Origin of the sequence: Rhizobium sp. 2MFCol3.1 (assembly GCF_000377565.1) — a bacterium.
In the GTDB taxonomy this organism is placed as follows: domain Bacteria; phylum Pseudomonadota; class Alphaproteobacteria; order Rhizobiales; family Rhizobiaceae; genus Rhizobium.
This window is the reverse complement of record NZ_KB898373.1, coordinates 45352-72112: the sequence shown is the minus strand read 5'-3', so window position 1 is coordinate 72112 and position 26761 is coordinate 45352. Positions and strand designations below refer to the sequence as shown.

The following is a 26761-nucleotide window of genomic DNA, read 5'->3' as shown; positions in this document are numbered from 1 at the left end:
ATGCGTGACATGCTTGTGGTTGGCGGAGGTTATGTCGGGCTCTCCATGGCTGTCGCGGTCAAGCAGGCGGCGCCGCATCTCAATGTCGCGGTGGTCGAAGCAGCGCCCGCTGACGTCTGGCGCAAGGACCCGCGCGCATCCGCCATCATCGCCGCCGCCACCAAGATGCTCGACGTTTTCGGCATCTGGAACGAGATCGAGCCGACGGCGCAGCCGATCACCAAGATGATCGTCACCGATTCGAAAACCTCCGATCCCGTCCGCCCGGTCTTCCTGACTTTCGATGGCGAAGTCGAGGACGGTAAGCCGTTCGCCCACATGATCCCGAATGTCGCGATGGTCGGCGCGCTGCGCGGCGCCTGCGAACGGCTCGGCATCGAGATTACCCACGGCCTCGGTGCCACCGGCCTGAAGACGCTCGACACCCACGCCGAGATCACGCTCTCCGACGGCAGCACGATCGAGACCAAGCTGGTGGTCGCCTGCGACGGCGTGCGCTCCCACCTGCGCGATCTCGCGGGCATCAAGACAGTCCATTGGGAATACGGCCAGTCCGGCATCGTCACCACCGTCGAGCACGAGCGCCCGCACAATGGCTGCGCTGAGGAGCACTTCCTTCCCTCAGGCCCCTTCGCCATCCTGCCGCTGAAGGACAACCGCTCCTCGCTGGTCTGGACCGAAACGACGGCGGATGCCAACCGGCTGGTGCGCTCCGACGAGCTGATTTTCGAGGAAGAGCTGGAGCGCCGCTTCGGCCACAAGCTCGGCGCGCTGAAGGTGGTGGGCGACAAGCGCGCCTTCCCGCTCGGCCTGACGCTGGCGCGCGCCTTCGTCGCCCCGCGCCTGGCGCTCGCCGGCGACGCCGCCCACGGCATCCACCCGATCTCCGGCCAGGGCCTCAATCTCGGCTTCAAGGATGTGGCGGCGCTCGCCGAAACCATCGTCGAAGCCGATCGCCTCGGCCTCGACATCGGCTCGATCAACATTCTCGAGCGCTACCAGGCCTGGCGCCGTTTCGACACCTTCCGCATGGGCGTGACCACCGATGTGCTGAACCGCCTGTTTTCCAACGACCTCGCGCCGATCCGCATCGCCCGCGACTTCGGCCTCGGCCTCGTCGACCGCCTGCCGGGTTTGAAATCCTACTTTATCGGCCAAGCCGCCGGCACGACGGCGGCGGGCAACCCGCGCTTGCTGGCGGGCGAGGCGATTTAGGACGTTGTGTCAGGCTAGTGGCGGTCGGGTGGCGAAGACAAATATGCCGACCAAAATCAGAGCCGTTGCGAACGCGGGAAACCAACCCCAATCTTCGCGCGTGGGAATGACTGCCTTGATACGACTGGAATCAAGCGTAGCGCTGCCTGACGCGCGAGCCACTCTAAGCCGCCTGCGGTAGCCAAGGTAAAGGCCGTGTCCGGCATAAAGAAGAAGACATGCCGCCGTAACGCCGAGCGGCACGAGATAAAACGACCAGTAGAGGCTGTCCGTCATGGTTGGCGTCTCAATCTCGAAAGAGTGGCATGACCGACTAAATGTAACACAATAGCGCAAAACACCCAAACGCCTGCGGTGGATGCCGGATTTCCTACGCTCGGCAATAGCTCAAGCCCGGCCGACGTAAAGAATGGCGTTATCACGCCGCCGACCAAAAGCGCGGTTGCCGCGCGGTCGATAAAGTTCGCGAGAAACTTCGTCGCTTCTATTTCCACCAGATCTGGCTCGAGCCTTTTCGTGCCCGCTGTTTCTTCACTGTCGCCCATGGAAAAGCCCGAGATTGCTTCAGCACGCATAATTGCAACCTTGATTTGCAGAAGCAACAGAATTTATCCGAAAGAGAAACGGGCCTGCTCTATTCCTCGATCTCGCGCGCTTCCGACACCAGCATGATCGGAATGCCGTCGCGGATCGGGTAGGCGAGCTTTGCCTTTTCGGAGACGAGCTCGTTGTGCTCGCGATCATAGGTCAGCCGCCCCTTTGTCAGCGGGCAGACCATCAGTTCCAGAAGCTTGGGATCGACGCGGCTCAGTTTTTCGTCCATGCGACCGCTTCTACTGCAAAATCGTATCCGAGTCACCGAAGACCCGGGCAAGGACGATCTCGGTGATGGCGATCAGCGTTTCCGCCCGCGTCTTCAGATCCGGCGCCTCGAGAAGCGCCTGCTTTTCCGCCGGGCCGAAGGGCGACATCATCGCCAGCGAATTGACCAGCGTCATGTTGCTGGCGCGCTCCACGCTCTCCCAATCCGCCTCCAGCTTGTTGGCCTCGAGATAGGCCTTGAAGGCGGCGAGAAGCGCCGCGCGATCGACCGCGTCCTCTTCGTTGCGCGCCGAAAGATCTGAGATGAACGGCGCGATGCGGAAGGTGCGGTAGGGCTGGTGCGTGTCCTTCTCGTCAAGCAGACGGAAGCGGCAGACGCCGGTCAGCGAGACGATGTAGCGACCGTCGCCGGTCTCCGCGAACGAGGTGATGCGCCCGACGCAGCCGACGGCGCTGAGATTGCCTTCGCTATTCTTGTCGTCGCTCTCGCCAAGCGCCGGCTGCACCATGCCGATCAGCCGGTTGCCTGAAATCGCCGCGTCGAACATGGCGAGATAGCGAGGTTCGAAGATGTTGAGCGGGAGCTGGCCGGTGGGAAGCAGCAGAGCGCCGGTCAAGGGGAAGACGGCGATCGTGTCAGGCACATCGCCGCTCTTCAGATATCGTGCATTCCCCACTTGCATCGGCACTCGTCCCGCATAATCGGCGGACCTAAACCACACATCCGCATCTAAACGAATGTGGGGTACGCCATCGAAAACGCAAGGGTCGATGGCGGCAAACAGGAAGGCGAAATGTCGCTGATGCTTAAGAGAACAGCAGCGCTGAAAGCTTGCGCCGTCCCGAAACGCTGGCCGGATCCTTAAAGCCCCAGACCTCGAAGAACTGCAACAGCTGGCGGCGCGCGCCGTCGTCGTCGAAGGTTCGATCCTTGCGCATGATGTAGAGGAGGTGATCGGCCGCTTCCTCGCGTGCACCCTCGACATTGCGGATCTTGGCGAGCTTCATGCGCGCTTCGTGATCGTCGGGGTTGGCGGCAAGCGCCTGCTCCAGCGCCACGGGATCGCCGAGCTTGCGGGCTTCCTCGATCTGTTCCAACTTCTTCACCACCGCCTGGATCGCCGGATCGGCGGCCATCTCGTCGGGAAGTTCCTTCAGCGCCTCGCGCGCCCGCTCATGCTGGTTGGCTGAAATCATGCACTGCGCCATGCCGGCGAGCGCCTTGGCATTATCGGGGTCGGCCTGCATGACGGCGCCGTAGAGCTGTGCTGCGCCATTGATGTCGCCGCTGGCGAGCAGCCCATCGGCCTCGACGAGCACGGCCTCGATCTCGGCCGCCTGATCGGCACCGGCAGGACCGGCGACGCGATCGATGAACTCACGGATCTGGCTTTCGGGCACCGCACCCATGAAGCCATCGGCCGGACGGCCACCGACGAAGGCGATGACGGCGGGGATCGACTGGATGCCGAGCTGGCCGGCGATCGACGGATGGTCGTCGATGTTCATCTTGACGAGCTTGACGCGCCCTTGAGCCTCGTTGACCACCTTTTCGATGACGGGTGTCAGCTGCTTGCAAGGGCCGCACCAGGGCGCCCAGAAATCGACGAGAACGGGCTGGTTGCGCGACTCCTCGATGACGTCCTTGCTGAAGGTCGCCGTCGTCGTATCCTTGATATAGCCGCCGGCGGCCGCCACCGGTGCCGGCGCCGCTGCCTGGGCCGGTGCTGCAGGCGCGCCGCCATAGCTCGCCGTTGCCGACATCTGGCCGAAGGAATTGCTGTAGGGATTGTCGTTGCCGCTCATGAGTATCTCCCGCCGCGCCGGTCAGCCGGCTTTTCTAGCGTTAAAATCGTATGTCAGGACGTCACTTTCAAGACAAGCGGCGTGTGACCGGTCGCTTCCATGAAGCGAACGAGGTCGGCGCTTGCGATCGACGTGGTCGCGTCATTGGATAGCGGATGGCAATTGATAATCTCGTCCTTCATGAGATCGGCATCAAGAACGAATGTGACCTTGTGGTCGGAATCGTTGATCGCGCCGAAGGCCGTGACCGAGCCCGGAATGACGCCCAGATACTCCATCAGCTTCTCCGGCTTGCCGAACGACACCTTGCTCGCGGCGCCGATCAGCGTGTGCACCGTCTTCAGATCGACCGAGGCATTCTCCTCGACGGTGAGCAGGAAGAACTGGTCCTTCTTGTCCTTCACGAACAGGTTCTTGGTGTGACCGCCGGGAATCTCGTCGCGCAGCGCCACCGATTCGGCCACCGTGAACACCGGCGCATGCGTCTTGGTGCTGTGCTTGATGCCGAGCCCGTCGAGAAAGGCGTAGAGTTCGGCTGCGGTCTTCGGCGTCTTCTCGGTCATGGCTCGTTCCAGCACTCTATTGGGATAAGGCGCCCCCTGATTACGTCTCCCTCCCCTTTTTTGCAACGTGCCTATTCGCCGCTTTTCCCTGCATTTGCGGCATTTTAGGTTGGGCGGGAAAAGCTCTTCAAATTTTTCTTCGCCTTTCCGTCATTTCCCTGTTGCATTTGAAAATCGTTTGGGCGATATAGCGCCCGTCGCCGCAAGGTGGCGCCCACGGTCCTCTCTAACTACCACAGGCCGTCGGGATTATGAGCGGGTGTAGCTCAGTGGTAGAGCACAACCTTGCCAAGGTTGGGGTCGAGGGTTCGAACCCCTTCGCCCGCTCCAAATCTTCCCAACCGACAGAAATATGATGCATCAGGCGCTCCAGAGCGCCTTGTTCGTATGTCGTCATCCCTATTGCCGACTGTTCACACCTCCCCTTCTGCTCCACCATCGCATCCATCGTTGCGCCGCGTACATTTTTGTGCGCATATCTGGAAACGGAGAGTGGATGAAGCGTGAGCAGTTGATCCGCGAGTTGCGCAAACTGGCCAGCGAAACCGGCAAGACCTTCGAGGTGTTCGAGAACAGGGGCAAAGGCTCGCACTACCGCATCATGTATGACGGCCGCTTCACCACCGTGAAGTCGGGCGAGCTGACGCCGGGTTACGTGCGGTTGATCAAGAAGCAGCTCGGTATCGCCTGATAGGCAATGGAGAACGGCATGAGATACGTATATTTGGCGGAGATCCGGCCCGATCCTGATGGCGGATATCTCGTCACCTTTACTGATGTTCCAGAAGCGATAACCCATGGCGGCGACCGCAATGAGGCCATCGCCAGCGCGCAAGAAGCGCTCGGCCTTGCACTTCGCGGCATCGTCCAGGACGGCCGCGCGATACCGCTCCCCTCCGCGAAAACAGGCGTTGCCATCGCCGTCGATCCCGAGGACGCGATCAAGCTCGCGGTGATCGAAGCCTTCAGACAAGCCGGCATCTCCAAGCGAGAACTGGCGCGACGCATGGGCAAGACGGAAAACGAAGCCCGCCGCATCCTCGATCCCGACCACCATTCGAAAATCGGCGCATTGCAGGAGGCGATGCAGGCGCTCGGCAAGACGATCGTGGTCTCCGTTCAGGAAGCTGCCTGAGCAACGACCCAACCCCCACCCCTCAAAAAACATTGATTTGCGCGTCGCACCTGCCCATGTTGAAGCAAGGGGCAGGATAAGCGATTGGGCGGGAGAAGATGCTGCAACGGACCGAGGAAACAGATGCCGCGCTGGTCGACAGACTGCAGCAGGCGGCGTTCAATTACTTCCTGAAACATTCCAACCCCGATAACGGGCTTGTCGCCGATACATCGGTCGCAAACGTGCCCTGCAGCATCGCGGCCGTCGGTTTCGCGCTGTCGTCCTACACCGTCGCCGTCGAGCGCGGCTGGATGACAAGGGCGGACGCGATATCACGCACCACGACGACGCTCTGCTTCTTCGCCAACGGCCATCAGGGCCGCGAGCGGCATGCGATCGGCTACAGGGGCTTCTTCTACCACTTCCTGCACATGGACACCGGCCACCGCGCCTGGAACAGCGAGCTCTCGACCATCGACACGACGCTGCTCGTCGCCGGCGTGCTGACGGCAGCCGCCTATTTCGATGGCGACGACGAGGCCGAGACGGAGATCCGTCGGCTCTCGACGCTGATCTACGAGCGCATCGACTGGCACTGGGCGCTGAACAAGGGCGAGACCATCTGCATGGGCTGGAAGCCATCAAGCGGCTTCCTGCGCTGGCGCTGGCAGGGCTATGACGAGGCTGTGCTGCTCTACACGCTGGCGCTCGCCTCGCCCACGCACCCGATCCCGCAATCGAGCTACGACGCCTTCACCTCGAGCTACTCGTGGATGCTCTTCGGCGAGAAGTGTTATCTCTATGCCGGGCCCTTCTTCATCCACCTCTTCTCGCATGCCTGGATCGATTTTCGCGGCATCCGCGACAGACCGATGGCGGCGCGCGACAGCGATTACTTCCGCAACACACAGATCTGCATCGAGGTGCAGCGCGACTACGCCGAGCGCAACCCCGGCCATTTCATCGGCTATTCCAGGGATGTCTGGGGCCTCTCCGCCTCCGACGGACCACCGCCGTCGCGCAGCCGCCATGGCGACCGGCGCCCGAGCGTGCTCGGCTACGCCGCCCGTGGCGCGCCGCTCGGCCCCGATGATGGCACGCTGGCCCCATGGTGCGCGCTCGCCGCTCTGCCCTATGACCGCGAGGCGGCGATCTCAGGGACGCGGGCGCTGCTGCAGGCCTATCCCGACCTCTGCTACGAAGGACGCTTCCCCGGCGGCTTCAACCCATCGGTCAAGACGGCGGGACCAGAGGGGTGGGTGGACGATCGCTGCGTCGGCATCGACCAGGGGCTGCTCGTCATGTCGATCGAAAACGATCGCTCCGATTTCATCTGGAGCCTGATGCGCAAGTCCGACGTCATCCGCACCGGCCTGGAACGGGCAGGCTTTACCGGCGGCTGGCTAGAAGATGAAGCAGAAGACGAAGAGCTCAAGATCGCCTGACGGCGTTTAACTGGCGGGCAAGCGCGGAGGGCGCCCCTCAGCGCACGAAAACATGCGCCTTGCCGGCGATCTCGAGCCGCACCCGGTCGCCGCGCGAAGGCAGTGCCACGCTCGAGGTCTTGATCAGGATCGGCGGCAGCGCCACGCCGTCGAGCGACACGGCGACCGTGCAGGTCGCGCCGCCGAAATCCACCTCGATCACGCGCCCGCCATAGGGCTTTTCGCTGCTGTCGGTGACGACGCGGATCTGCTCGGGTCGGAGCATGATCTCGACCTTGCCCTGATGCTGGCTGTCGACGGCGACATGGCCGAGCGCGCAATCGGCATGGCCGTTGCGGATGATCGCGGGCAGCATCACGGCGTCGCCGAGAAACAGCGCCGTCTCGCGATCACGCGGCGCGAGATAGAGCGATTGCGGCGATCCGGCCTGCACAAGCTTGCCATCGCGCAGAACGGCCACCTGATCGGCATAGGACAGCGCCTCGGCCTGGTCATGGGTAACGAGAATGCTGGTGATGCCGGCCGCCTGCAGCACGCGGGCCACCGCCTTGCGCATGTTTTCGCGCAGGCCCGTGTCGAGTGCCGAGAAGGGCTCGTCGAGTAGCATCAGGCGCGGTTCGCGGCCGAGCGCGCGCGCCAGCGCCACGCGCTGCTGCTGGCCGCCGGAAAGCTGGTGTGGGCGGCGGGTCAGCATGCCGCGATCGAGCTCGACCATATCGAGCAGGTCCAACACCCGCTTGTCGCGGTTATCAGTGCTGCGGGCAATACCGAAGCCGATATTGCCGGCAACGTCGAGATGCGGAAACAGCGCGCCTTCCTGCGAGACGATGCCGATGCCGCGCTTGTGCGCCGGCACCGCCGCCGGCCCATCGGCCAGCAATTCGCCATTGAGCGTGACGCGACCCTGATCGGGCTGTTCGAAACCGGCGATGATGCGAAGCAGCGTCGTCTTGCCGGAGCCGGACGGGCCGACCACCGCGGTGCGGCTGCCCGCCGTCACCTCCAGCGAGATGTTGTCGAGCGCCTGCACCTGACCGTAACGCTTGCTGGCACCCTCTATCGTAAGCAGCGTCATTGTCCGGCAGTCCGTTTCGATTGAGCATGGAGAAGAAGGGTCAGCGGCAGCGACAGCACGACCATCATGAAGGCGTAAGGGGCGGCGGCGACGTAATCGATCTCGCTGGTGAGCGACCAGAATTTCGTGGCCAGCGTCTCGACGCCGTTGGGCGAGAGCATCAGCGTTGCCGTCAGCTCGTTGGTGATCCCGAGCGCCACCAGCGCGATGCTGGCCGCAGCACCCGGCGCTGCAAGCCGCATGGTGATCTGCCGCACCGCCTGGCCCGGCGTGCGCCCGAGCGCCATCGCGGCGCGCTCCAATTCCACCGGCGCCTGTGCGATGCTGGCGCGAAGGCCGACCATGGCGCGCGGCAGGAAGAGCAGGATATAGGCAAGCAGCAGCGTCGCGAAGGTCTGGTAGAGGGGCAGCACGAGGCGCACGGTGATCGTCACCAGCGCCAGCGCCACGACCACACCCGGCAGCGAGCCGACATAATAATGGCAGGCTTCGAGCACGCGCTGCACGCGGCCCGGCGCGCGCACCGAGAGCCACGCCATCGGGGCCGCGGCGATCGTCGCCAGAATGCCGCCGGCAAACGCCAGCACGATCGACTGCACGAAGGCATTGCCGACTTCGACACGCCAGATGCCGGCGCCGCCGAGATAAAGCCAGCGCACCAGCGTGACGAAGGGAACACCGAGCGTCAGTGCCGCGACGATGAGGGGCAGGAGCACCGCCGGCACAGCGAACCAGCCGAGACGGCGGCGATCGGCCGGGCGCGCCGAGCCGGAACCGACGCGGGCATAGCGCTCGTTGCCGCGCACCAAAACCTCGATCGCGAGCAGAAGCAGGCAGCAGGCGACCAGCACGCCGCCGAGCATATTGGCAGCCGGGCTGTTATAGGCGGATTGGAACTGGTCGACGATCGCGGTCGCAAACGTGTCGAAGCGGATCATCACGAAGAGCCCGTATTCCGACAGCAGGTGCAGTGCGATCAGGAGCGAACCGCCGCAGATGGCGAGCCGAAGCTGCGGCAGGACGGTGCGGAAGAACACCGCCCAGGGCCCGAGCCCCAGCGAGGCAGCCGCATCCTCGATCGCCGGATCGAGCCGGCGAAGGGCCGCTGCAACGGGAAGATAAAGGAACGGATAATAGGCGAGCACCGAAACGAAGACGCCGCTCTGCAGCCCGCGCATCCCTGGCACCAGACTGACCCAGGCGTAGGAATGCACGAAGGCCGGCACGGCAAGCGGCGCCACGGCAAGCCAGGCCCATAGGCGCGCGAAGGGAACATCGGTGCGCTCGGTGATCCAGGCAAGCGTCACCGCCAGCACGATCGACAGCGGCACGGTGATGACTTCGAGAAACACGGTATTGACGAGCAGCTCGCCGACGCGCGGGCGAAACACCAGCTGCTTCACCGTTTCCCAGCCGACATCGACAGTGATCCAGGCAATAAAGCCGAGAGGAACGAGGCTGAAGAAGGCGACGATGGCGGCGAAGGCGACAACCGGCATATACGGCATGCGCCGACGCGGCGGCGCCAGCTTCAGTGCCGGCCGGGCTGCCGGCGCGTTCTGGCCGGAGTTGAGAAATCTGTTGTCCTGCAGCAAGACCGCCGCCTTTGACACGCTGAAAAAGGAAGGCAACCGCCGTTGGAAAGCAGTTGCCCTTTATCGTCCTGCCCTAAGGTTTTCTTGAGCCAAAAGCAATAGTTTTCGCCCGAAGCACCCGCGACCGATTGGCAGCCGCTAGATCAGGCCGGCGGCGGTGATCATCTCGACCACCTTCTTGCTGTTGAGCTGCGAGGCATCGACAACGGGCGCCTGCAGGTCAGCCATCGGCACCAGCTTTTCGTTGGAAGCCGCGCCCTTGCCGACGGCATATTCATAGGATGTGCCGGTCTTCAGGATCGCCTGGCCGGCCTTGCCGGTGATGAACTTCAGGAACGCCTGCGCCTCTTTCTGGTGCTGGCTCGACTTCAGGATGCCACCGCCCGACAGGCTGACGAAGGCGCCCGGATCTTGGTTCTTGAAATAATGCAGCGCGACGTTGCTGCTGTTTTCACCGGTCGCCGCCTGATCGCCGAACCAGTAGTAATGATAGATGAGCGCGCCTTCGACCTCACCAGCGTTCACGGCCTTCATGGCAACGGTGTTGCTCTTGTAGGAGGTGGCGTTTTCCTTTAGGCCCTTCAGCCATGCCGCCGTCGCCTCCTCGCCCTTCAGCTGCAAGAGCGCGCTGACAATCGCCTGGAAATCGGCGTTGACGGGGGATGCACCCCAACGGCCCTTCCAGGCCGGATCGGCGAGATCCATCATCGACTTCGGCAGCTTGTCCTCGGTGAGCTTGGTCTTGTCATAGGCAAACACGGTCGAGCGCGCCGCGATGCCGGCCCACATGCCGTCCTTCGGGCGAAACTCTTCCGGCAGCTGGTCGAGCGTTGCCTTGTCGATCGGCGCAAACAGCCCTGCGGCATCGACCAAGGTCATCGCCGGCGAATTCTCGGTCAGGAACACGTCGGCGGGCGACGCCTCGTCTTCCTGGATGATCTGGTTGGCGAACTGCATGTCGCCACCCTGGCGCATCGTCACCTTGATGCCGGTTTCCTTGGTGAAGGCGTCCACCCATTCCTGGCCGAGGCTCTGGTGCTGGGCATTGTAGACGACGATCCCTTCGGACTCATCTTCCTGCGCCTTGGCGCCCGAAGCGAGCGATGTCGCGGCAAGAAGCATGGCGCCGAACGCGGCGGCCTGCGAGAGGCGATTAAGGGAGACGGTCATGATGCCCTCCATGGCATTTCATCTGCGATATCCATGATATTGCAGCGGTATATTTTCCTTGGCACTCGATTTCAAGTTTAGGCGACCCGAAGGCCATCACAAAGGCTTGAAATAATTGGTATATTTTAGAATCGTTCTAGAGCGACCGGATAAGGGCGATCAGATCGTCCTCGACGTCGATGCCGTTTTCGATCGCCGCGCGGCGGGCATTCTGGCCGCGACGGCCGGGTAGCCGTACATCGGGATCGGACGTGATCTCCTCGGCGAGCCGGCCCATGCGCGCGGCGGCGACAGCGCCGCCGGTGGCATCGGGATTGATGACGATGAGCATGTGGCCGAGCGCCGGCGCATCGCCCTGATCGTCGAACAGCGATGAGGCCTCGAAGGAGAAGTTGGCGCCGGTGAGCGCGCCGGCCATGATCTCGACCATCATCGCCAGCGCCGCGCCCTTGGCCTCGCCCGATGGAATCATGGTGCCGGCCAATGCCTCGACGGCGTCGGTGGTCGGCTGGCCGTTGCGGTCGAAGGCCCAGTTGTCGCTGATCGGCACGCCCTTCTGCTTGGCCGCCATCACCTTCCCACGCGCGACCCGCGACAGCGCCATGTCGATGACAACAGGATCGGCATCCGGCACCGGTGCGGCAAAGGCGATCGGATTGGTGCCGAAGACAGGTTTGCGGCCACCCCAGGCTGCCATCGAGGCCGGCGCATTGGCGACCATCAGCGCCACCAGCCCCATCTCGGCGAAGCGCTCGACCGTCAGCGCCAGCACGCCTGCATGATGCGAGCGGCGGAAGGCGACGGCAACGATGCCTTGCTCGCGCGCGATATCGGGAACAACAGACAGTGCGAGATCAATAGCCGGGTAAGCGTATCCGTGATTGGCGTCGATCTGCACGACGGCGGGTAGCGGGCGCAGGAGCGATGGCGTCGCGAAGCCATCGACCTTGCCGGCCCTCGCCTGCTTCGAATAGGCCTCGACGCGCCTCAACCCGTGGCCACCCTGCCCGGCCGCTTCCGCCGCCACGAGCGCGCGGGCGACCGAACGGGCATTCGCCTCGCTCACCCGGTTTCTGGTCAACCCATCGAAAACCAGGGTCTCAGCGGCGGCGAGTGTCAGATGCATGAAGGACCTGCGAAATGAAAAAAGGCGATAACGCGGTTACGTTATCGCCCTTCCTGCAATGCAGCAATTGATCGCGACGCTTATTCGACGTCGAACTTCACGCCCTGCGCCAGAGGCAGCGTCTTGCCGTAGTTGATCGTGTTGGTGGTGCGGCGCATGTAGGCGCGCCATGCGTCGGAGCCCGACTCGCGGCCGCCGCCGGTTTCCTTCTCGCCGCCGAACGCGCCGCCGATCTCGGCACCCGATGGGCCGAGGTTGACGTTGGCGATGCCGCAATCCGACCCGCGCGCCGAGACGAAGGTTTCGGCTTCGCGCATGTCATTGGTGAAGATCGACGACGACAGGCCCTGCGGCACGGCGTTGTGGTCTTCCAGAACCGCGTCGAAATCGCTGTACTTCATGACGTAGAGGATCGGCGCGAAGGTCTCGTTCTCGACCGGACCCGTCTGCGCGGGCATTTCGACCAGCGCCGGGCGCACGTAGAAGGCGTCGGATGCACCATTCTCGACACGCTCGCCACCGGTGACCTTGCCGCCCGCGGCCTTCGCCTGCTCCAGCGCCGACTGCATGTTTTTGTAAGCCTGGCTGTCGATCAGCGGTCCCACAAGCGTGCCCGTCTCCAGCGGATTGCCGATGCTGACGGAGCCGTAGGCCTTCTGCAGGCGCGGAACCAGCGCGTCGTAGACGCTCTCATGCACGAACAGGCGGCGCAGCGTGGTGCAGCGCTGGCCGGCGGTGCCCATGGCCGAGAAGGCGACGCCGCGCAGTGTCAGGTCGAGATCGGCCGTCGGGCAGATGATCGCGGCGTTGTTGCCGCCGAGCTCGAGGATGGCGCGGGCAAAGCGCTGCGACAGGCGCGGACCGACGGCGCGGCCCATGGCCGTCGAGCCGGTGGCCGAAACCAGCGGCACTTTCGGATGATCGACCAGCGCCTCGCCGACATCGCGGCCGCCGATCAGCAGCGTCGAGAGATTGGCCGGCGCCGTGCCGCCTTCGGCCACGAAGCGCTTCAGCGCCTTTTCGAACAGCGCCTGCGTGGCAAGTGCGGTCAACGGTGTCTTTTCGGACGGCTTCCAGACGGTGGAATTGCCGCAGACCAGCGCCAGCGCCGCATTCCACGACCAGACGGCGACGGGGAAATTGAAGGCCGAGATGATGCCGACGACGCCAAGCGGGTGCCAGCTTTCCATCATCCGGTGCTCGGAGCGCTCGGTGGCGATCGTCAGGCCATAGAGCTGGCGCGACAGGCCGACGGCGAAATCGCAGATGTCGATCATTTCCTGCACTTCACCGAGGCCTTCGGACGTGATCTTGCCGACCTCGATCGATACCAGCCGGCCGAGCTCGGCCTTGGCCGCGCGCAGTTCCTCGCCGAGCAGGCGCACGAGCTCGCCGCGCTTAGGCGCCGGAACGGCGCGCCATTCGAGAAACGCCTTGTGGGCGTTGTCGATCGCGGTCTTGGCGTCGGCGACCGACACTTCCTTCAGCGCGCCGATTTCCTTGCCTGTCACGGGCGACGTCACCCGCAGCGTGCCGCCGGTGAAGCGGTCGGCGCTGACGCCGAGCTTGGCAAGCAGGGTCTTGGTTTCGGTGGCGAGATCGAGCGTTTCGATGGTCATTGTCGTGGTTCCAACCTTATTGTTCTTAGAAGCGGGCATCGGCGAAGTGGACGACCTGGGCGCCGGCTTCGTACCATAGTTCCTTGGCGGCGCGGAAGCGCGGCTCGGCGGGATCAGTCAGCGGCAACGGCAGCTCGGCCTCGCTCATCTCACCCAGGATGTGGCGGGCAAGCGTGCGGCCGAACACCGTTCCCGGCGCGATCCCTCGGCCATTATAGCCGGAAAAGCCGACGACATTGTCGGCGAACTTGTGAAAGCGCGGCAGCGCATTGTCGGTCATGCCGATCTTGCCGTACCACTCGCATTCGAACTCGACATCGCCGAGCTGCGGGAAGAGCTTCTTCAGCGCGCGCCGCGCCCAGCCCTTGTGGACGGAAAGCCCGGTATTGCGCAGTGCGCCCACGCTACCGAACACCAGCCGGCCGGCCTGGTCCATGCGGTAGGAGGAGAGAATTTCCTTGGTGTCCCATACGCCTTCGCGGCCAGCAAGGATCGACTTGCGCAGATTGTCGCCAAGCGGCCGGGTCGCGAGGTTGAAGTAGGGCAGATGCACCTGCTCGTTGCGCACCTGCTCCCAGGGGCCGGTGCTGTAAGCATCCGTTGCCACGATGATCCAGTCCGCGGTAACCGAGCCCTTCGCGGTTCTGACCGTCCAGCGATTGCCGTTTCTCTCGGTGGCGATGACGGGGCTCGACGTGTGCAGCGCCACGCCGGCGTTGACGGCGGCATGCGCCAGGCCGCGCGCATAGGCGAGCGGCTGCAGCGTGCCGGCGCGCATGTCGAGCAGCGATCCGGTGTAGGCGCTGGTACCCACGCGGCGCGCCGTCTCGGCGGCGTCGAGCAACCTCACATCGGCGCCGCGCGCCGCCCACTGGCTGGCACGATCGGTGATTTCCTTGAGGCCATCGGCGCCGACGGCGACATGCAGCGTGCCGTTGCGCTCAAGCTCGCAGGCGATCTTGTGCTTGTCGATCAGCTCCATCACCAGCTTCGGCGCATTGCCGAGCAGGTCGAGCAGGCGCTCGCCATAGACGGGGCCAAGCACACCGGGAAGATCGTCTGGCATCACCCACATGCCGGCATTGATCAGCCCGACATTGCGCCCCGCGCCGCCGAAGCCGACTTCGTTGGCCTCGAGCAGCACCACCGACTTGCCGGCCTCCGCCAGATGCAGGCTGGACGACAGCCCGGTATAGCCGCCGCCGACCACGACGATATCGGCCGCAACGGAGCCTGACAGCGGCACCGTTGCCGGCGGCTGCGGCGCGGTCTTTTCCCAGAGGCCGTGGGAGCGCGGATCATTCAGCATCGGAGAGCTCCGTTCGCGGATATCAGGCAACGTTGCTCAGGCGCAGGCTGGAAAGCCCGAGCAGATCGATCGCCGCCTCCAGCGAGCGTGCCTGACGTTCCGCGTAAAGGTCAAGCTCATCCGTGACGGTCGCGCCGAGCGCCTCCTCGAAGGCCGAGCGGTTGGAGCGGGTCGCGTAATTCTGCTGCTGATCCGTGCCGAGGTTCGACTGGAATATCCCGGCAGCACTGACAGGCAGGAAGTCCTCGTAGACGATTGGATCGAAGGTCAGATAGCCCATCTCGATCAGCGCCTCGGCATCATCGGGAAGCGCGCCATCGACGGCCGCGGCAACGCCCTTGGGCGTCGCGGAATAATGGAAGAAGGCCAACTGCTCGGCCCGGAGCGCCGCCCAGCTGTCCGGCAGTTCGCGGAACCGCTCGGCAAGCTCGCTGTCGTAATCGCCGGCCTTGGCGCCGGCGGCACCGACCTGCACCTCGCCGCGAACCGAGGCCAGCAGCCGGTCGTAAAGTGCGCGGCCCTTGGCCGTCAGCGCCACGCCACGCTGCTCGATCTCGCCGAAGCGCGCCGTATGCGTGCCCTTTGTGGCACCGGTCTCGCCGGCAAAGGCGATCGCCTCTTCCAGCGCCTTGAAGCTGGTCTGACGCAGCAGGATATCGCAATCGCGGCGCGGCGGCCCCTCGATGACGGCCTTCGGCGTGATGCCGCGCTCCGGCATGCGGGCCTGCACGGCGTCGATATCGAGCGTGCGCGGGGTCAGGTGATTGATATGCGGGCCCTTGAACGAGACGACGTCGGCGATCAGCCGGTGCGCGTCGTGCAGGCGCTTGTAGATCTCGGCGGTGACCGTCGCCTCGCCATGCCAGCGGAAGGTCTCCAGCGCCTCGGCGACGAACTCCTGCGCTTCCGTCTCCGTCAGCCCGCCGGCCTCTTCATGGCGCTCGATCAGCTGGATGGCGCGCTCGGTATAGATGCGGCGCTTCGCGAGAATATCGGCAGCCTCGGCGCGCAGAGCTTCGTCCTCGATCAGCTCGAGCCTGAGCAGCGAGGTGAAGACCCGGAACGGATTGACGCTGAGCGCCGCCTGGTCGACCGGGCGGAAGCAGGTGGAATGCACAGGCACGCCGGCCACCGAGAGATCGTAATAGCCGACCGACTGCATGCCCATGACGGCGAAGAGGCGGCGGATGGTGAAAAGCTCTTCGGGCGTGCCGAGACGAATGGCGCCATGGCGCTCGACATCGATGCGCTCCAGCTCGCCGGCCCGCGTCAGGCGCTCACGCAGCGCGTTGTCCTTGGCAAGCACCTCGGCATTGACGTCGGAAACTAGTTCCAGCAGCGTTCCGTATTGCGGCACCTCGGCGCGATACATCTGCGACATCGCTTCGGTAAACAGCGAGCGGATGCGGTCTGTGGAAACGAAGCCTGCCATGATAGAGATCCCCACGTTCATTCCGATTATGATTAGTGCAGCTATTTACAAGCGCCCGAAAGCCATAAATATCGACATTTCGGAAATAGCTCATTCTGAAATGGAATGACCCATGCTGACGTCAAGGCGTTTTCTACCCTCCACCGCGCTGCTTTCCGCCTTCGAGGCGGTATCGCGCACCGGCAGCGTAACGGCCGCCGCCAAGGAACTCGACCTGACGCAAAGCGCCGTCAGCCGCCAGATCAAGACGCTGGAGGAGCAACTCGGCGTCGAGCTCTTCATCCGCGAGCGCCAGACCGTGCGCCTGACGCTTGCCGGCGACGGCTATGCCCGCGAGATCCGCGAGGCGCTGCGGCGCATCTCCAGCGCCTCCTTGAACCTGCGCGCCAATCCGCACGGCGGCACGCTCAACCTCGCGATCTTGCCGACCTTCGGCACCCGCTGGCTGGCGCCGCGCCTCGGCCGTTTCCTCGCCGCCAATCCGGGCGTTACCATCAACCTCGTCACCCGTCTTTCCTCCTTCGATTTCCGGCTCGATTCGATCGACGCCGCCATCCATTTCGGCCATCCGCTCTGGCCGGGCGCCGAGCTTACCTTCCTGATGTCGGAAAAGACCGTGCCCGCCTGCAGCCCCGATTTCCGCGACCGGTACGGCATCAGCCAGCCATCCGATCTCGTCGACGTGCCGCTCCTGCATCTCACCACCCGCCCGGATGCCTGGGAGCAATGGTTCGCCGACAATGAGGTGCCGCCGCAGACTGTTCACGGCATGCTCTTTGACCAGTTCGCCACGGCCGCCCAAGCGGCGATCGCCGGCCTCGGCGTGGCGCTGTTGCCGACCTTCCTCATCCAAGACGAGCTGAAGCGCGGCGATCTCGTGGCATCAGTCAATCGCGAGATGGAAAGCAAGGAACGCTATTATCTGGCCTTTCCCGCCGAGCGCGCAGATTACGCCCCGCTTTCGGCCTTCCGCGACTGGATCGTCCGCGAGGCCGCCGGTTGACGGAACCGCTTGCGCCGCACCCGTCGTTTCGCGCATTATGCGCCGCAACAGAATTCGATGCAGGAAATTCCCATGAAGCCGATCTTCGTCCAGCTCCAATGCGCCCCCGGCAAGACCTACGAGGTCGCCGACGCCATCTACAAGACCGAACGCGTCTCGGAGCTCTATTCGACCAGCGGCGATTACGACCTGATGCTCAAGGTCTATATCCAGGAAGGCGAGGACATCGGGAAATTCGTTAACGATCAAATCGCCAGCATTCCGGGCATTGTCCGCTCGCTGACGACTCTAACCTTCCGCGCATTCTGACCTCGGGTCACGGTCGGTTAACTCTTCCCAAAAGCAAATCCCCGAAGCCGCGGACATTTAACGCCGCCTTAACGCAGGCGGTTGCCATGTGGCATCGATGAAAGCCGCGACCATCCCATCGCGGCCGAAGGAATGACCTATGTCCGCCGCCGAGCTCTATTCCCATGACGCCGAACCGGTCGCCGCCAGCGCGCCGCTGATCGTTCACGTCATTCGCCAATTCCTGCCCAATCGCGGCGGCCTCGAGGACGTGATCGCCAACCTCTCGCGCCAGACGCTGAAGCGCGGCTACCGCGTCCGCGTCGTCACGCTCGACAGCCTGTTTACCGCCCGCGACAAGAAGCTGCCTTCACGCGAGACCATCGACGGCATCGACATCGTCCGCATTCCCTGGTCAGGCAGCACGCGCTATCCGCTCGCGCCAGAAGTCTTCCGTCATCTCGGCGATGCAGACCTGATCCACGTGCATGCGATCGACTTCTTCTTCGATGCGCTCGCCTGGGGCCGCTTCCTGCATCGCAAGCCGATGGTGGTCACCACACATGGCGGCTTCTTCCACACGACGAAATTCGCGGCCATCAAGAAGGTCTGGTTCCAGACCATCACCCGCCTGTCGGCCATGGCCTACAAGCGGGTCATCGGCTGCAGCATGTCGGATCTCGCGCAGTTCGAGAAGATCGCGCCGAGCCGCAGCATTCTCATCGAAAACGGCGCCGACATCGGCAAGTTCGCCGACCGCGCATCCCGCACACCCAAGCGCCGGATCGTCACGATCGGCCGGTTCTCGGTCAACAAGCGTCTCGACAGGCTGATCGACGCCCTGGCGGTGCTGAGGGTGTGCAATCCGGATTGGCATCTCGATATCGCCGGCGTCGAATCCGATCTGACCCGGCAGGACCTGATGGCCCAGATCGACCGGCTGAAGCTCAACGACGCCGTCACCATCCATGTCGACGCCGACAACGGCGCGGTCGGGCGGATCATCGCCGACGCCTCGATCTTCGCTTCCGCATCATCCTATGAAGGTTTTGGGCTTGTGGCGCTGGAAGCCATGAGCGCCGGCCTGCTGCCGGTGCTCAACACCAACGAGGCCTTTAGAACGCTCGGCGCGCGGCACAAGGACGTCCTGCTCGCCGACTTCGCCGATACGGCCGCCGCAGCCCTCGCGCTGGAAACGGCCTACAAGCGCCTGGAAGCGCAAGGCCCGGCGGTGCGAGCCGCCCTCCTCTCCGACGCCTCGGCCTATTCCTGGGATGTCGTCGCGGAGCGCTATATCGGCGTCTACAAAGAGCTTATCGCCGGCTAACAAAAACCGGCGCAATCCTCGATAATCAGAGAAATCGACCACCCCGAAGCGGACAGGCGCATGCCTGTGCCCGCTCAGGCCTTCGCCAGCCGCGCGATCTCGGCGAACACCGTCCGGCGCGATTCCGGCGGCGTCAGATTGTGATCGGCATCGGGCAGCATCACCAGCCGGACGTTCGGATGGCGCTCGAACTTGCGGCCGCCAGGGCCGAAGTGGAAATACATGTGCTCCAGCCCGACATCGCCTTCGCTGTAGATTAGCGTCAGCGGCACCTTGCGCTTGCCGACGGTGACGAAGGACTTCTTCACCTCGCTCGCCGTGTGCCGGCGGCTCGGCAGATATTCGAGCAGCGGCGCGATGCGCACCGACATGCGGCGCGAGAAGGCGATGATGACATTGCGCGTCGCCGCCAGCACGTCGATATCGCCCTTCATGAGACGCTTGACTGTGGCGAAGCTGGAAAGCCGCTGGCCGTAATCCTCGAAGCTGCGCGGCACCGACACGACATGCTTGCGCTCGACCGGCTGGTTCGGATCCCAGTAATAGACGAAGGGATTGATCGACACGGCAGCCTTGACCCTGACATCGTCGACGGCCGAGCGGATGGCGACATAGCCGCCGCTGCAGCGCCCGGCGACCATCAGCGGGCCCGGCACCATGCCTTCGAGCAGATCGAGTGCGGCCTGCGCATCGGCGTTCTGGGTGGCGGAATAGAGGATCTGATCCGGTGCATCGGGACGCGGCGGGCTGTCACCGACATTGGCGGAATCGAAGCGGATCGACGCGACGCCCTCGCGGGCAAGCCCCCGGGCCATGTCGGTGATCGCCCGGCCCCAGCCGGACTGGCGGTCGTAGGCGGTCGACAGGAACACCACGCTGTTGCCGCGCGGCCTTCCGACCGGACGCGTGACGACGCCGACCAGATGATTGAACGCGCCAAAACGCACCGGCACTTCCTCGAAGCCATCGCCTGCGAGCGACTGGGCATCGACAGCGGAGGCGGAAGGCACGGCGGCCGGATCGACCGACGTTTGCTCGTCCACCCATCGCGCCAGCGTCTCGACGACCTCCATCGGCGTCCGCGAGAAGACCGGGTCGGAAATCAGCCTGTCATAGCCCTTGAACGTCTGCTGCTCGACCGTCGCGCCGAGCGCGGTCAGATTGTCGGCAAGCGTCGTGTCGTCGGCGCGCTCCGGGCGCTCGAGAATGAGGTAACGCTGTGCTGCCAGCGTTTCCGGCGCGGCGATGCGGACCTTCGAAAGCTCCGCGGCGATCCCATCGGGCATCTGCAGCCCGGCGATCATGTGCTTGCCCTCAGGAATGGCATCCTCGCCCAATCCCAGGTGATGATTGATGAACGTCGCCCATGCACGAAGCTCGCGCAGATAAGCGCGGCCATTGATGACGGGACCGAGCAGGACGATGGCATCGACGCCTTCGATCGACGGCGCGGTTCTCTGCGCCAGTGCCGCACCGAGCCCCTGCGCGACGATGATGATGCGGCTGCAGCCGCTCAACTGCTTCAACCGCTCGGCGGCGTCGCGGATCGCGTCTTCCCAGACCTTCAGGCCAACAGTGTCGTCGACATCGAGTGCATCGCCGGCGCCGGGATAATCGAAGCGCAGGCTGGGCACGCCGAGGCCCGCGAAATGCTCCGCCGTGACGCGGAAGAACCGCCGGCTGCACATTTCCTCAAGCCCCCAGGGATTGACGAAGAGCACCGCCGTGGAGCGCTTGGCAACGCCAGCGTTCTCCGGCTTGAACATCCCGATCGTGCCATCGAAAGCGAATGGCAGCGCGGCCTCGTTGCCGGCGCCCTCGGCAAGACCGGTCTCGACGGTGATCTCGATCGCCTCTTCGGCTTCCGCCGCCTTGGCGTTTGCCGGCGCGATGAAGGCGACGGCCTTGTGGGCGGACTTTCCTACCGAGCCGGGCAATTTTTCAACGATCGACAACATAACGTCGGCATCCTCTCGCGGAATTGCCTTTAAAAGCTTGAGCGCAACAATATAGCCAGCGCCCCCAAGAACGACTGCGAGAAGAAGTCCAATAGAACCATTGATATAGTGTAAAATTCCGATGGCTATAATTGCGCACAGAACCGACGCGGCAAGCGTCTTGAGCAGATTTACGTAAAGACCAGAGAGCTGAGAGCCGAAACCGGTCTGCCGCACCATGATTATACACATAATCGTGAACACTCCGATGCGCACCATCGCGGCACCCTCGGCGGCGAAGAACGGAACGACCGCAAGGCAACCAAGCGTCATCACGGCAGCGCCGACGAGGCTGACCTTCAGCCGGTCGCGGGCGCGGTCCATCGACAGCAGATAGAGGCTGAGCGTCTGCATGAAGGTGTAGGACGGGGCGGCAAGCGCCAGCAGCGCCACGACGGTTCCGCTGCGCGCGAATGCCTCACCGAACACCGCGCGCACCAACTCGCTCGATATGGCGGCAAGCCCGAAGCTCATCGGCAGGATGATATAGGCCATGCTGCGGGTCACGGCCGCGAATACCTCGACCGGCAGGGTGCGGTCGTCGCTCGAGTGGCGCCGCTCCGAATAATAGGGGAGCAGGCTGCCCGTCATCTGGATCGGCAGCTGCAGCGCGATATTGGCGACGGACAGGCCGACGGCATAGAAACCGACCATCTCGACCGACCAGAACTGCTGCAGGAACAAAAGCTCCAGCCTGTTGAGAAAGATGGAATCGATCAGGAACTGCGCCGAGAGCACGATCGAGGAGGCCGCCAGATATTTGAGCGGAACCCCGCAGCGGTCGCGCGGCGTCATCAGGATCGGGATGGTGGCGATGAAGAACACCATCTGCCCCAGCAGATAGCCGACCAGCACGCCCTCGACCCCATAAAGCACGGCGCCGGCGCCGACGCCGATCAGCTGCAGCAGGCACACACCCATGGCGAGCTTGAAGAAATCGGTCAGCCGGCGCTCACCGATGAGGTAGAATTTGACGAAGGATCCGATCGCCTGCACGAAGAACAGCGCGCCCGTGACGTAGGCGACTGAGGGGGCGGTCTTCGCCCAATGCATCTTCTCTGATGTCAGGAAGAAGACCGCGTAGAGGCCGAGCAAAAACAAGGTGGAGCACAGCATGACGGTGACGAGCAGCGAGGCGAAACCCAGTCGCCGGCGCGCGTCAAAACCTTCCGCCTGAAGCTGCGGCAGCGTCTTCGACATGGTGATGCTGGAGCCAAGCTCGGCGATCGACGCGCCTGTCACCACGAGCCAGAGCGAGAAGGCGACGATGCCGTTCGCCTCCGGCCCGAGCAGCCGGGCGGTGATGATGGAAGACAGGAACCCCGTTACCAGAAGCAGCATTCCCGCCGCGCCGTTCATCACAGAATTCGCGATAATTCCCTTAGACATACCGTATCCGCTTTAGGCCGTTCGAAGGGCCTATTTTAATAAGAAAGTCTTTCGAAATTGATTGCGCCTCATCTTTTGCGACGAGCGCCTCTAGAACGAAAAGGCGCGCGCGCCGCCTGGCGTCAGCACCTCGCCGGTCGGACGATCATCCGCTCCTCGCCCGGAAAGCGGCCGCAGGAGAACGCGCTTGGCGGCCCCCGGCGCCAGATGGAACCAGTCATCGTCGGGCCGGAAACCATCGACGCTAAGATGCACCGACTGTGCCAGCCTGTCGGTCGCGAGATCCGCAAACCACGCGCCGCCGTCTTCGACCAGCGACACCTGGATCTCGGCATCGTGCACGGCCCTCGAGCGCCCCTGCGGGAAATGGAAGGCATCGGCCACCACCGCGCCACCCTCGGGAAGCCTGAGGCGCGCCACCGTGACGTCATGCGCCGGCGGCCCGAAGCGGAACGCGTAGGTGGTGTCGAAGAAGGCGCCGAAGAGATCGGTCGCGGCAAACGTCTCGGCGCTGCGTGGCGCAAGCGTCAGGATGCGTCCGCCGCTTGCCACATTCTGCCGGCCGTTTCTGAAGCAGATGACCTCGAGATCCAGTTGCAGGCTGTGTTCGGTCTCGTTGATGACATGCACGTCGAGGCCATTGGTCCCCTCGTCGGTCATCAAGACCTGCACCGGCCGGAAGGCGCGGCGCAGCGCGTACCAGATCGGCTTCGGTGCGCCGGTTGAATCGATCACACCCCAGCCGGCGCCGGGCAACAAGTCCTGCAGCGTCCAGACCAGCGCGCCATTGCAGCTCGACCCCTTGCGCCGCCATTCCGCGAAGGTCTCCTCCGCCACCTCGCCGGTGACGGCGCGCGACAGGTCGAGATAGAGATCGCGGTTTTCGCGGCGCAGGCGCGCCGGATCGACGTCGTAGAGTGCGCCGAGATAGAAATCGCGCACATCCTCGAAATCCCAGGAGGCGCCGCGATCCCTTGGTACGCGGGATTTCCATAGCGGGCTGTGCACCGGCGGAACGTCAAGATGGCGCTGCAGCGTCTTCTGCTGCGGCACGTTGGCAAAGGCGAGGCTCTCGGCCGCGAAGCGCACATTGGCGCGGCGCGCATCGTCGAGCGGCCGCATATAGGCGCCTACACCGTAATAATGCGTCACGCCGGCATTCGGCGAAAACGCCATGTCGCCGCCGGAGGGCGAATTGGGAACGTACGGGATTTCGGGGCAGAGCCGCGCCGCGATCGCCGGAATGATCTCGTCGATGATCGGGCCGGACCAGAATTCCGGCGGCAGGCCGAGCATCGCCGCCTGCTGATAGATCTCGCTGCCGCCGCAGAGCACCGTAAGCGACGGCGAACCCTGCACGCCGTGCAGGAACTCCTCGACCTCGGCATGCACATGCGCGGTAAAGGCCTTGTCGTTCTTCGGATAGTCGAAATTGGCGAACATGAAGTCCTGCCAGACCATCAGCCCGAGCTCGTCGCAAAGCCGGAAGAATTCGGGCGTCTCATAAGCCATTGTGCCGCCGATGCGGATCATGTTCATGCCGGCCTCGGCCGCCAGCCGCAGGAACGGCTCATAATCCGCCCGCGCACCGGGAAGCTTCACGATATCGGCCGTGGTCCAGACCGCACCGCGGCAGAACACCCGCTCGCCGTTGATGAGAAGCGCGAAATCGCTGCCGTCAGTGCCGCGATCGGCCGCAACGCTCCGGAAGCCGGTCTTGCCCAGTGGATGTTCGGCACCATCGATGACGACGGCGTAGTCATAGAGACGCGGCGTTCCGTGCGTGTGTGGCCACCAGGGCTCCACGTCCTTCAGCCTCAGAATGGCCGAATAATGCCGCTCGCCCACCTTTTCGAACGCCTGCTCGATGCCGCCGCAGCGCAGCGACAATTCGGGCGCCTCTGCGTCGGTGCGGACCGACACGCTGAGCTTGCCCGAACCATCCGGCTCCAGCACCGCCCGCACGCTGACATCATCCAGCGAAACGACGTCGCGGCGCACCAGAGTGACCGGCCGCCAAGGGCCGGCGGCGTGGATCTCAGGGCACCAGCCGGGCATGCGGCCGAGCAGCGTGGTGCGGACGTTCTTCAAGCCCTGCGGCGTGATCATCTGCGGCCGCCAGCGAGCGCGCGGACCGCTTTCGGCGATGCGGGGCGCAAGCGCGCGGAAGCAAAGCGCCAGTTCGTCGCCGCCGGACAGCGTCACCGGCACCTCATGCATGGTGAACATGCTCTCGGACGAGAGGATCTCCTGACCGTTCATGAACACATGGCAAAGCGTCGCCAGCCCCTCGAAGCGCAGGATAGCGTCACCCGGCGCGGCGTCAAACAGGCGGCAGACATACCAGGCGTCCCTGGTGTCGAGCGGCACGGGATTTTCGCGATCGAACAAGCCCGCTCTCTCCAGCGCGGCAGCGACAGTGCCCGGCACCTCGGCGGGGATGAACTGGGCGGAAAGCGGCAGGTCGTGCGGATTGGCGCAGACGCCGGGTTCCGTCAGAACCAGGTTCCATCCCTCGCTGAGCGCAATCTCCTCCGCCGCGATGCTCGCCAGTCTCCCACGCATGATCAGGCCTCCGGCTTCAAAGACGTTTCTTGAGCGAAGCCATCATCGAATCCCACGCATCGGCCGCCGGATCAAGCGCGGTCGCAAGCGGCTCGAACTTCTTGCGCGTCACGGCGCGCGCCAGCTGGAACTGCACGGATTTCGCAGCCTCCGACAGCTTGCGCGCATGCTCGGCGGCCTCGCCGAATTCGGCCTCCGAATGCCAGACCAGATGATCGGCCATGAGCTCGAAATTGGCGCCGAACTGGCGCAGCGTGTTGAAGGCGTATTTGTGGAAGAAGCCGAAGGGTCGCTCGGCCACTGCCTCGACCTGCTCTGGAAACACGCCAGCGAAAGCTCGGATCGGGTTTTCACGCGGGCGGCGGGCGAAATGCGAGGACAGCAGCGCGCGCGAAACGCCACGCGTTGCCTGCGGATCGACAGGCACGTCGGGGAACTTGGCGAACTCGGTGTAGGGCAGGAACTGCGGATCCTCGTCGCGAAGATTGAGCTGAAACAGCCCGTCGAAATCCTCACCTTCGAGCGAAAAGAAGCCACCATTATGGAAGTAGTCGACCCGCTTATTCGCGACATCCAGCCGGTTGATAGCAACCGTCGTCTTGCCGTGCTCCTGCCGGTAGGCGGTGCCCTGCGTGTCGGGCATGTAGAAGCTATCCATCTCGATCAGGCAAAGACGCCCGCGCGCAATCTGCGTCGTGACGTGCCGCTCGACCTTGTCGAAGATCGCAAGCTCGGTGACCCTGATACCGTAGAGCGCTTCCAGATCCTCGAGCGGCACCTTGAAGAAGGTGAACTGGTCGCCCTCGAAATCCTGGCCGAGCGTGAAGCCGAGCATCGCCTGAGGCGCGAGCCCAAGCGTGTTCAGCACTTCGATCCAGAGGTCGATATAGCAATTGGTCTCCGGCCACATGCGCTCCATGGAATGCAGCGCATGTGGGGAATAGCTGTCCGGGCTGATCCCCGGGAAGACGGATGCCATCGTTCCCCTTAGCCCCAGAGCGCCTGACGCACGGAGGCCGGCCACAGCTTGACGTCGAGGCCATGGTGATGGAACAGCGCCAGCGCGATGCGTTCCAGACCGAAGCCGACGCAGGCGGTAAACGCGACGCTGCCGTCCTCGAGGTTCAGGCCCCACTTCTGGCCGAAGGAATCCTGATGGAAGTTGAAGCTCATGCAGGCCGTCGGATTGGCCGTCGAGGTGATCGGGATCAGAAGCTCGAACTTCAGGTTCTGGTCACGCTGGTTGTTGACCATCATCTTGCCGGCGCGGCCGAAGAACGGATCGTTGGCGACGTCGATGGTGACGTCGAGACCGACGAGCTTCATCATCTCAAGGCCGCGATCCATCCACTTCTGGCGGAAATCAGTGACGTGCAGCTCGGTGCCCATGCAGACATATTCGCGCATGCGGAACAGCTGCTGGCGGGCCGGATCGCGCGACGGCTCATGGCGGAAGCAGTAGGACTGCAGGTCGAACAGCGCGCCGTCCTTCGGCAGGTTGCCGCGGCGGGCGACCGTCGGGTAGAGCGGATAGCAGGCGGCCGGCGTCAGCACGATTTCGGTGGCTTCCTGGCCCTTGGTCCAGTCGTCGCCCACTTCCATGCACTGCAACAGGTTCATGTGGTCGAGCTCGTTGCCGCAGAAGCTGTGCACCGTACCGGCCAGCTGCGGGAAGCTCTTCATGTAACCGCTCTTTTCGAAGATCTCGCGGTTCATGCCTGGCGGAAAGCGCATCGCTTCCGCGCCGTCCTCGCCGCCGAAGCGATCGATCAGGCGCTCGAAGGCGGCAATCACGTCCTCGAACTGGCCGCTGCGGCCATAGAGGCCATCGACGCCCATATCGATCAGAAGGCCGGATTCAAAGAGCCGGTCCAGAAAGGAGGTCTGCATATCCATGT

Annotated in this window: 23 protein-coding genes, 1 tRNA gene and 1 pseudogene; 8 read left to right on the top strand and 17 right to left on the bottom strand. The window is 63.9% G+C overall.

Annotated features, from left to right (window positions below; translation table 11 throughout):
* Nucleotides 1-1215 carry a ubiquinone biosynthesis hydroxylase gene (locus D460_RS0127865; protein ID WP_018901901.1) on the top strand — a complete coding sequence of 405 codons (1215 nt, stop codon included), beginning with the start codon at nucleotides 1-3 and terminating at the stop codon, nucleotides 1213-1215.
* A gap of 9 nt (nucleotides 1216-1224) precedes the next feature.
* Here D460_RS0127865 and D460_RS34025 read toward each other — a convergent pair whose 3' ends face one another.
* The 6 genes from D460_RS34025 to D460_RS0127840 all read right to left on the bottom strand — a co-directional run bounded on the left by D460_RS34025 (nucleotide 1225) and on the right by D460_RS0127840 (nucleotide 4406).
* Nucleotides 1225-1491, bottom strand: a complete 267-nt coding sequence (locus tag D460_RS34025) for a hypothetical protein (protein WP_018901900.1) — start codon at nucleotides 1489-1491, stop codon at nucleotides 1225-1227.
* On the bottom strand, nucleotides 1488-1817 hold the full coding sequence (locus D460_RS34020) for a hypothetical protein (RefSeq protein ID WP_018901899.1): 330 nt from the start codon (nucleotides 1815-1817) through the stop codon (nucleotides 1488-1490). Before D460_RS34020 ends, D460_RS34025 begins: the two co-directional genes overlap by 4 nt.
* A gap of 32 nt (nucleotides 1818-1849) precedes the next feature.
* Complete coding sequence (locus D460_RS0127855; protein ID WP_018901898.1) at nucleotides 1850-2038, bottom strand: Trm112 family protein; 189 nt, start codon at nucleotides 2036-2038, stop codon at nucleotides 1850-1852.
* A 10-nt stretch (nucleotides 2039-2048) separates the two neighbouring features.
* Entirely contained in the window at nucleotides 2049-2720 is a 672-nt protein-coding gene (locus D460_RS0127850; protein ID WP_018901897.1) for an LON peptidase substrate-binding domain-containing protein, read from the bottom strand.
* 124 nt (nucleotides 2721-2844) lie between these two features.
* Complete coding sequence (trxA, locus tag D460_RS0127845; RefSeq protein WP_018901896.1) at nucleotides 2845-3843, bottom strand: thioredoxin; 999 nt, start codon at nucleotides 3841-3843, stop codon at nucleotides 2845-2847.
* Nucleotides 3844-3896: 53 nt separating this feature from the next.
* A complete protein-coding gene (locus D460_RS0127840; RefSeq protein ID WP_018901895.1) occupies nucleotides 3897-4406 on the bottom strand; it encodes a prolyl-tRNA synthetase associated domain-containing protein in 510 nt (169 codons plus the stop codon).
* A gap of 255 nt (nucleotides 4407-4661) precedes the next feature.
* On the opposite strand from D460_RS0127840, the gene D460_RS0127835 reads away from it, so the two are divergent.
* From D460_RS0127835 to D460_RS0127820, 4 genes are all read left to right on the top strand, one after another.
* Nucleotides 4662-4736: transfer RNA gene (locus tag D460_RS0127835), tRNA-Gly, on the top strand.
* Nucleotides 4737-4902: 166 nt separating this feature from the next.
* Complete coding sequence (locus D460_RS0127830) at nucleotides 4903-5097, top strand: type II toxin-antitoxin system HicA family toxin (RefSeq protein WP_018901894.1); 195 nt, start codon at nucleotides 4903-4905, stop codon at nucleotides 5095-5097.
* A gap of 18 nt (nucleotides 5098-5115) precedes the next feature.
* Entirely contained in the window at nucleotides 5116-5541 is a 426-nt protein-coding gene (locus D460_RS0127825) for a type II toxin-antitoxin system HicB family antitoxin (RefSeq protein WP_018901893.1), read from the top strand.
* A 98-nt stretch (nucleotides 5542-5639) separates the two neighbouring features.
* Nucleotides 5640-6968 (top strand): glucoamylase family protein, encoded by a 1329-nt coding sequence (locus D460_RS0127820; RefSeq protein ID WP_018901892.1) that lies wholly within the window; start codon nucleotides 5640-5642, stop codon nucleotides 6966-6968.
* A 37-nt stretch (nucleotides 6969-7005) separates the two neighbouring features.
* On the opposite strand, the gene D460_RS0127815 is transcribed toward D460_RS0127820, so the two are convergent.
* The 7 genes and pseudogenes from D460_RS0127815 to D460_RS0127785 form a co-directional block, all read right to left on the bottom strand.
* Complete coding sequence (locus D460_RS0127815; protein ID WP_018901891.1) at nucleotides 7006-8043, bottom strand: ABC transporter ATP-binding protein; 1038 nt, start codon at nucleotides 8041-8043, stop codon at nucleotides 7006-7008.
* Nucleotides 8040-9702, bottom strand: a pseudogene (locus D460_RS0127810) (iron ABC transporter permease). Before D460_RS0127810 ends, D460_RS0127815 begins: the two are co-directional and overlap by 4 nt.
* Before the next feature lie 74 nt (nucleotides 9703-9776).
* Nucleotides 9777-10808, bottom strand: coding sequence for an iron ABC transporter substrate-binding protein (locus tag D460_RS0127805; protein ID WP_026283618.1), 1032 nt, complete (start codon nucleotides 10806-10808; stop codon nucleotides 9777-9779).
* A 136-nt stretch (nucleotides 10809-10944) separates the two neighbouring features.
* Nucleotides 10945-11934, bottom strand: coding sequence for an Ldh family oxidoreductase (locus tag D460_RS0127800; RefSeq protein WP_018901888.1), 990 nt, complete (start codon nucleotides 11932-11934; stop codon nucleotides 10945-10947).
* A gap of 80 nt (nucleotides 11935-12014) precedes the next feature.
* A complete protein-coding gene (locus D460_RS0127795; protein WP_018901887.1) occupies nucleotides 12015-13553 on the bottom strand; it encodes an aldehyde dehydrogenase family protein in 1539 nt (512 codons plus the stop codon).
* 25 nt (nucleotides 13554-13578) lie between these two features.
* A complete protein-coding gene (locus D460_RS0127790; RefSeq protein WP_018901886.1) occupies nucleotides 13579-14862 on the bottom strand; it encodes an FAD-binding oxidoreductase in 1284 nt (427 codons plus the stop codon).
* Nucleotides 14863-14884: 22 nt separating this feature from the next.
* A complete protein-coding gene (locus D460_RS0127785; protein ID WP_026283617.1) occupies nucleotides 14885-16315 on the bottom strand; it encodes a VOC family protein in 1431 nt (476 codons plus the stop codon).
* Nucleotides 16316-16406: 91 nt separating this feature from the next.
* Here D460_RS0127785 and D460_RS0127780 point away from each other — a divergent pair, with 91 nt between their 5' ends.
* The 3 genes from D460_RS0127780 (at nucleotide 16407) to D460_RS0127770 (ending at nucleotide 18912) form a co-directional block, all read left to right on the top strand.
* Entirely contained in the window at nucleotides 16407-17297 is an 891-nt protein-coding gene (locus tag D460_RS0127780; RefSeq protein WP_018901883.1) for a LysR family transcriptional regulator, read from the top strand.
* A 72-nt stretch (nucleotides 17298-17369) separates the two neighbouring features.
* The gene (locus D460_RS0127775; protein ID WP_018901882.1) at nucleotides 17370-17606 is read left to right on the top strand and encodes an Lrp/AsnC ligand binding domain-containing protein; all 237 of its coding nucleotides are present in this window, start codon (nucleotides 17370-17372) and stop codon (nucleotides 17604-17606) included.
* Between the two features lie 139 nt (nucleotides 17607-17745).
* On the top strand, nucleotides 17746-18912 hold the full coding sequence (locus D460_RS0127770; protein WP_018901881.1) for a glycosyltransferase family 4 protein: 1167 nt from the start codon (nucleotides 17746-17748) through the stop codon (nucleotides 18910-18912).
* 74 nt (nucleotides 18913-18986) lie between these two features.
* Here D460_RS0127770 and D460_RS0127765 read toward each other — a convergent pair whose 3' ends face one another.
* The 4 genes from D460_RS0127765 to D460_RS0127750 all read right to left on the bottom strand — a co-directional run bounded on the left by D460_RS0127765 (nucleotide 18987) and on the right by D460_RS0127750 (nucleotide 26759).
* Nucleotides 18987-22298, bottom strand: a complete 3312-nt coding sequence (locus D460_RS0127765; protein WP_026283616.1) for an alpha/beta fold hydrolase — start codon at nucleotides 22296-22298, stop codon at nucleotides 18987-18989.
* A gap of 90 nt (nucleotides 22299-22388) precedes the next feature.
* A complete protein-coding gene (locus D460_RS0127760; protein ID WP_018901879.1) occupies nucleotides 22389-24863 on the bottom strand; it encodes a glycoside hydrolase family 2 protein in 2475 nt (824 codons plus the stop codon).
* A 16-nt stretch (nucleotides 24864-24879) separates the two neighbouring features.
* Nucleotides 24880-25860, bottom strand: coding sequence for a DUF1839 family protein (locus D460_RS0127755; RefSeq protein WP_026283615.1), 981 nt, complete (start codon nucleotides 25858-25860; stop codon nucleotides 24880-24882).
* On the bottom strand, nucleotides 25851-26759 hold the full coding sequence (locus tag D460_RS0127750) for an amino acid--[acyl-carrier-protein] ligase (RefSeq protein WP_018901877.1): 909 nt from the start codon (nucleotides 26757-26759) through the stop codon (nucleotides 25851-25853). The genes D460_RS0127755 and D460_RS0127750 overlap by 10 nt, the downstream gene beginning before the upstream one ends.
* Between the last annotated feature and the right edge of the window lie 2 nt (nucleotides 26760-26761).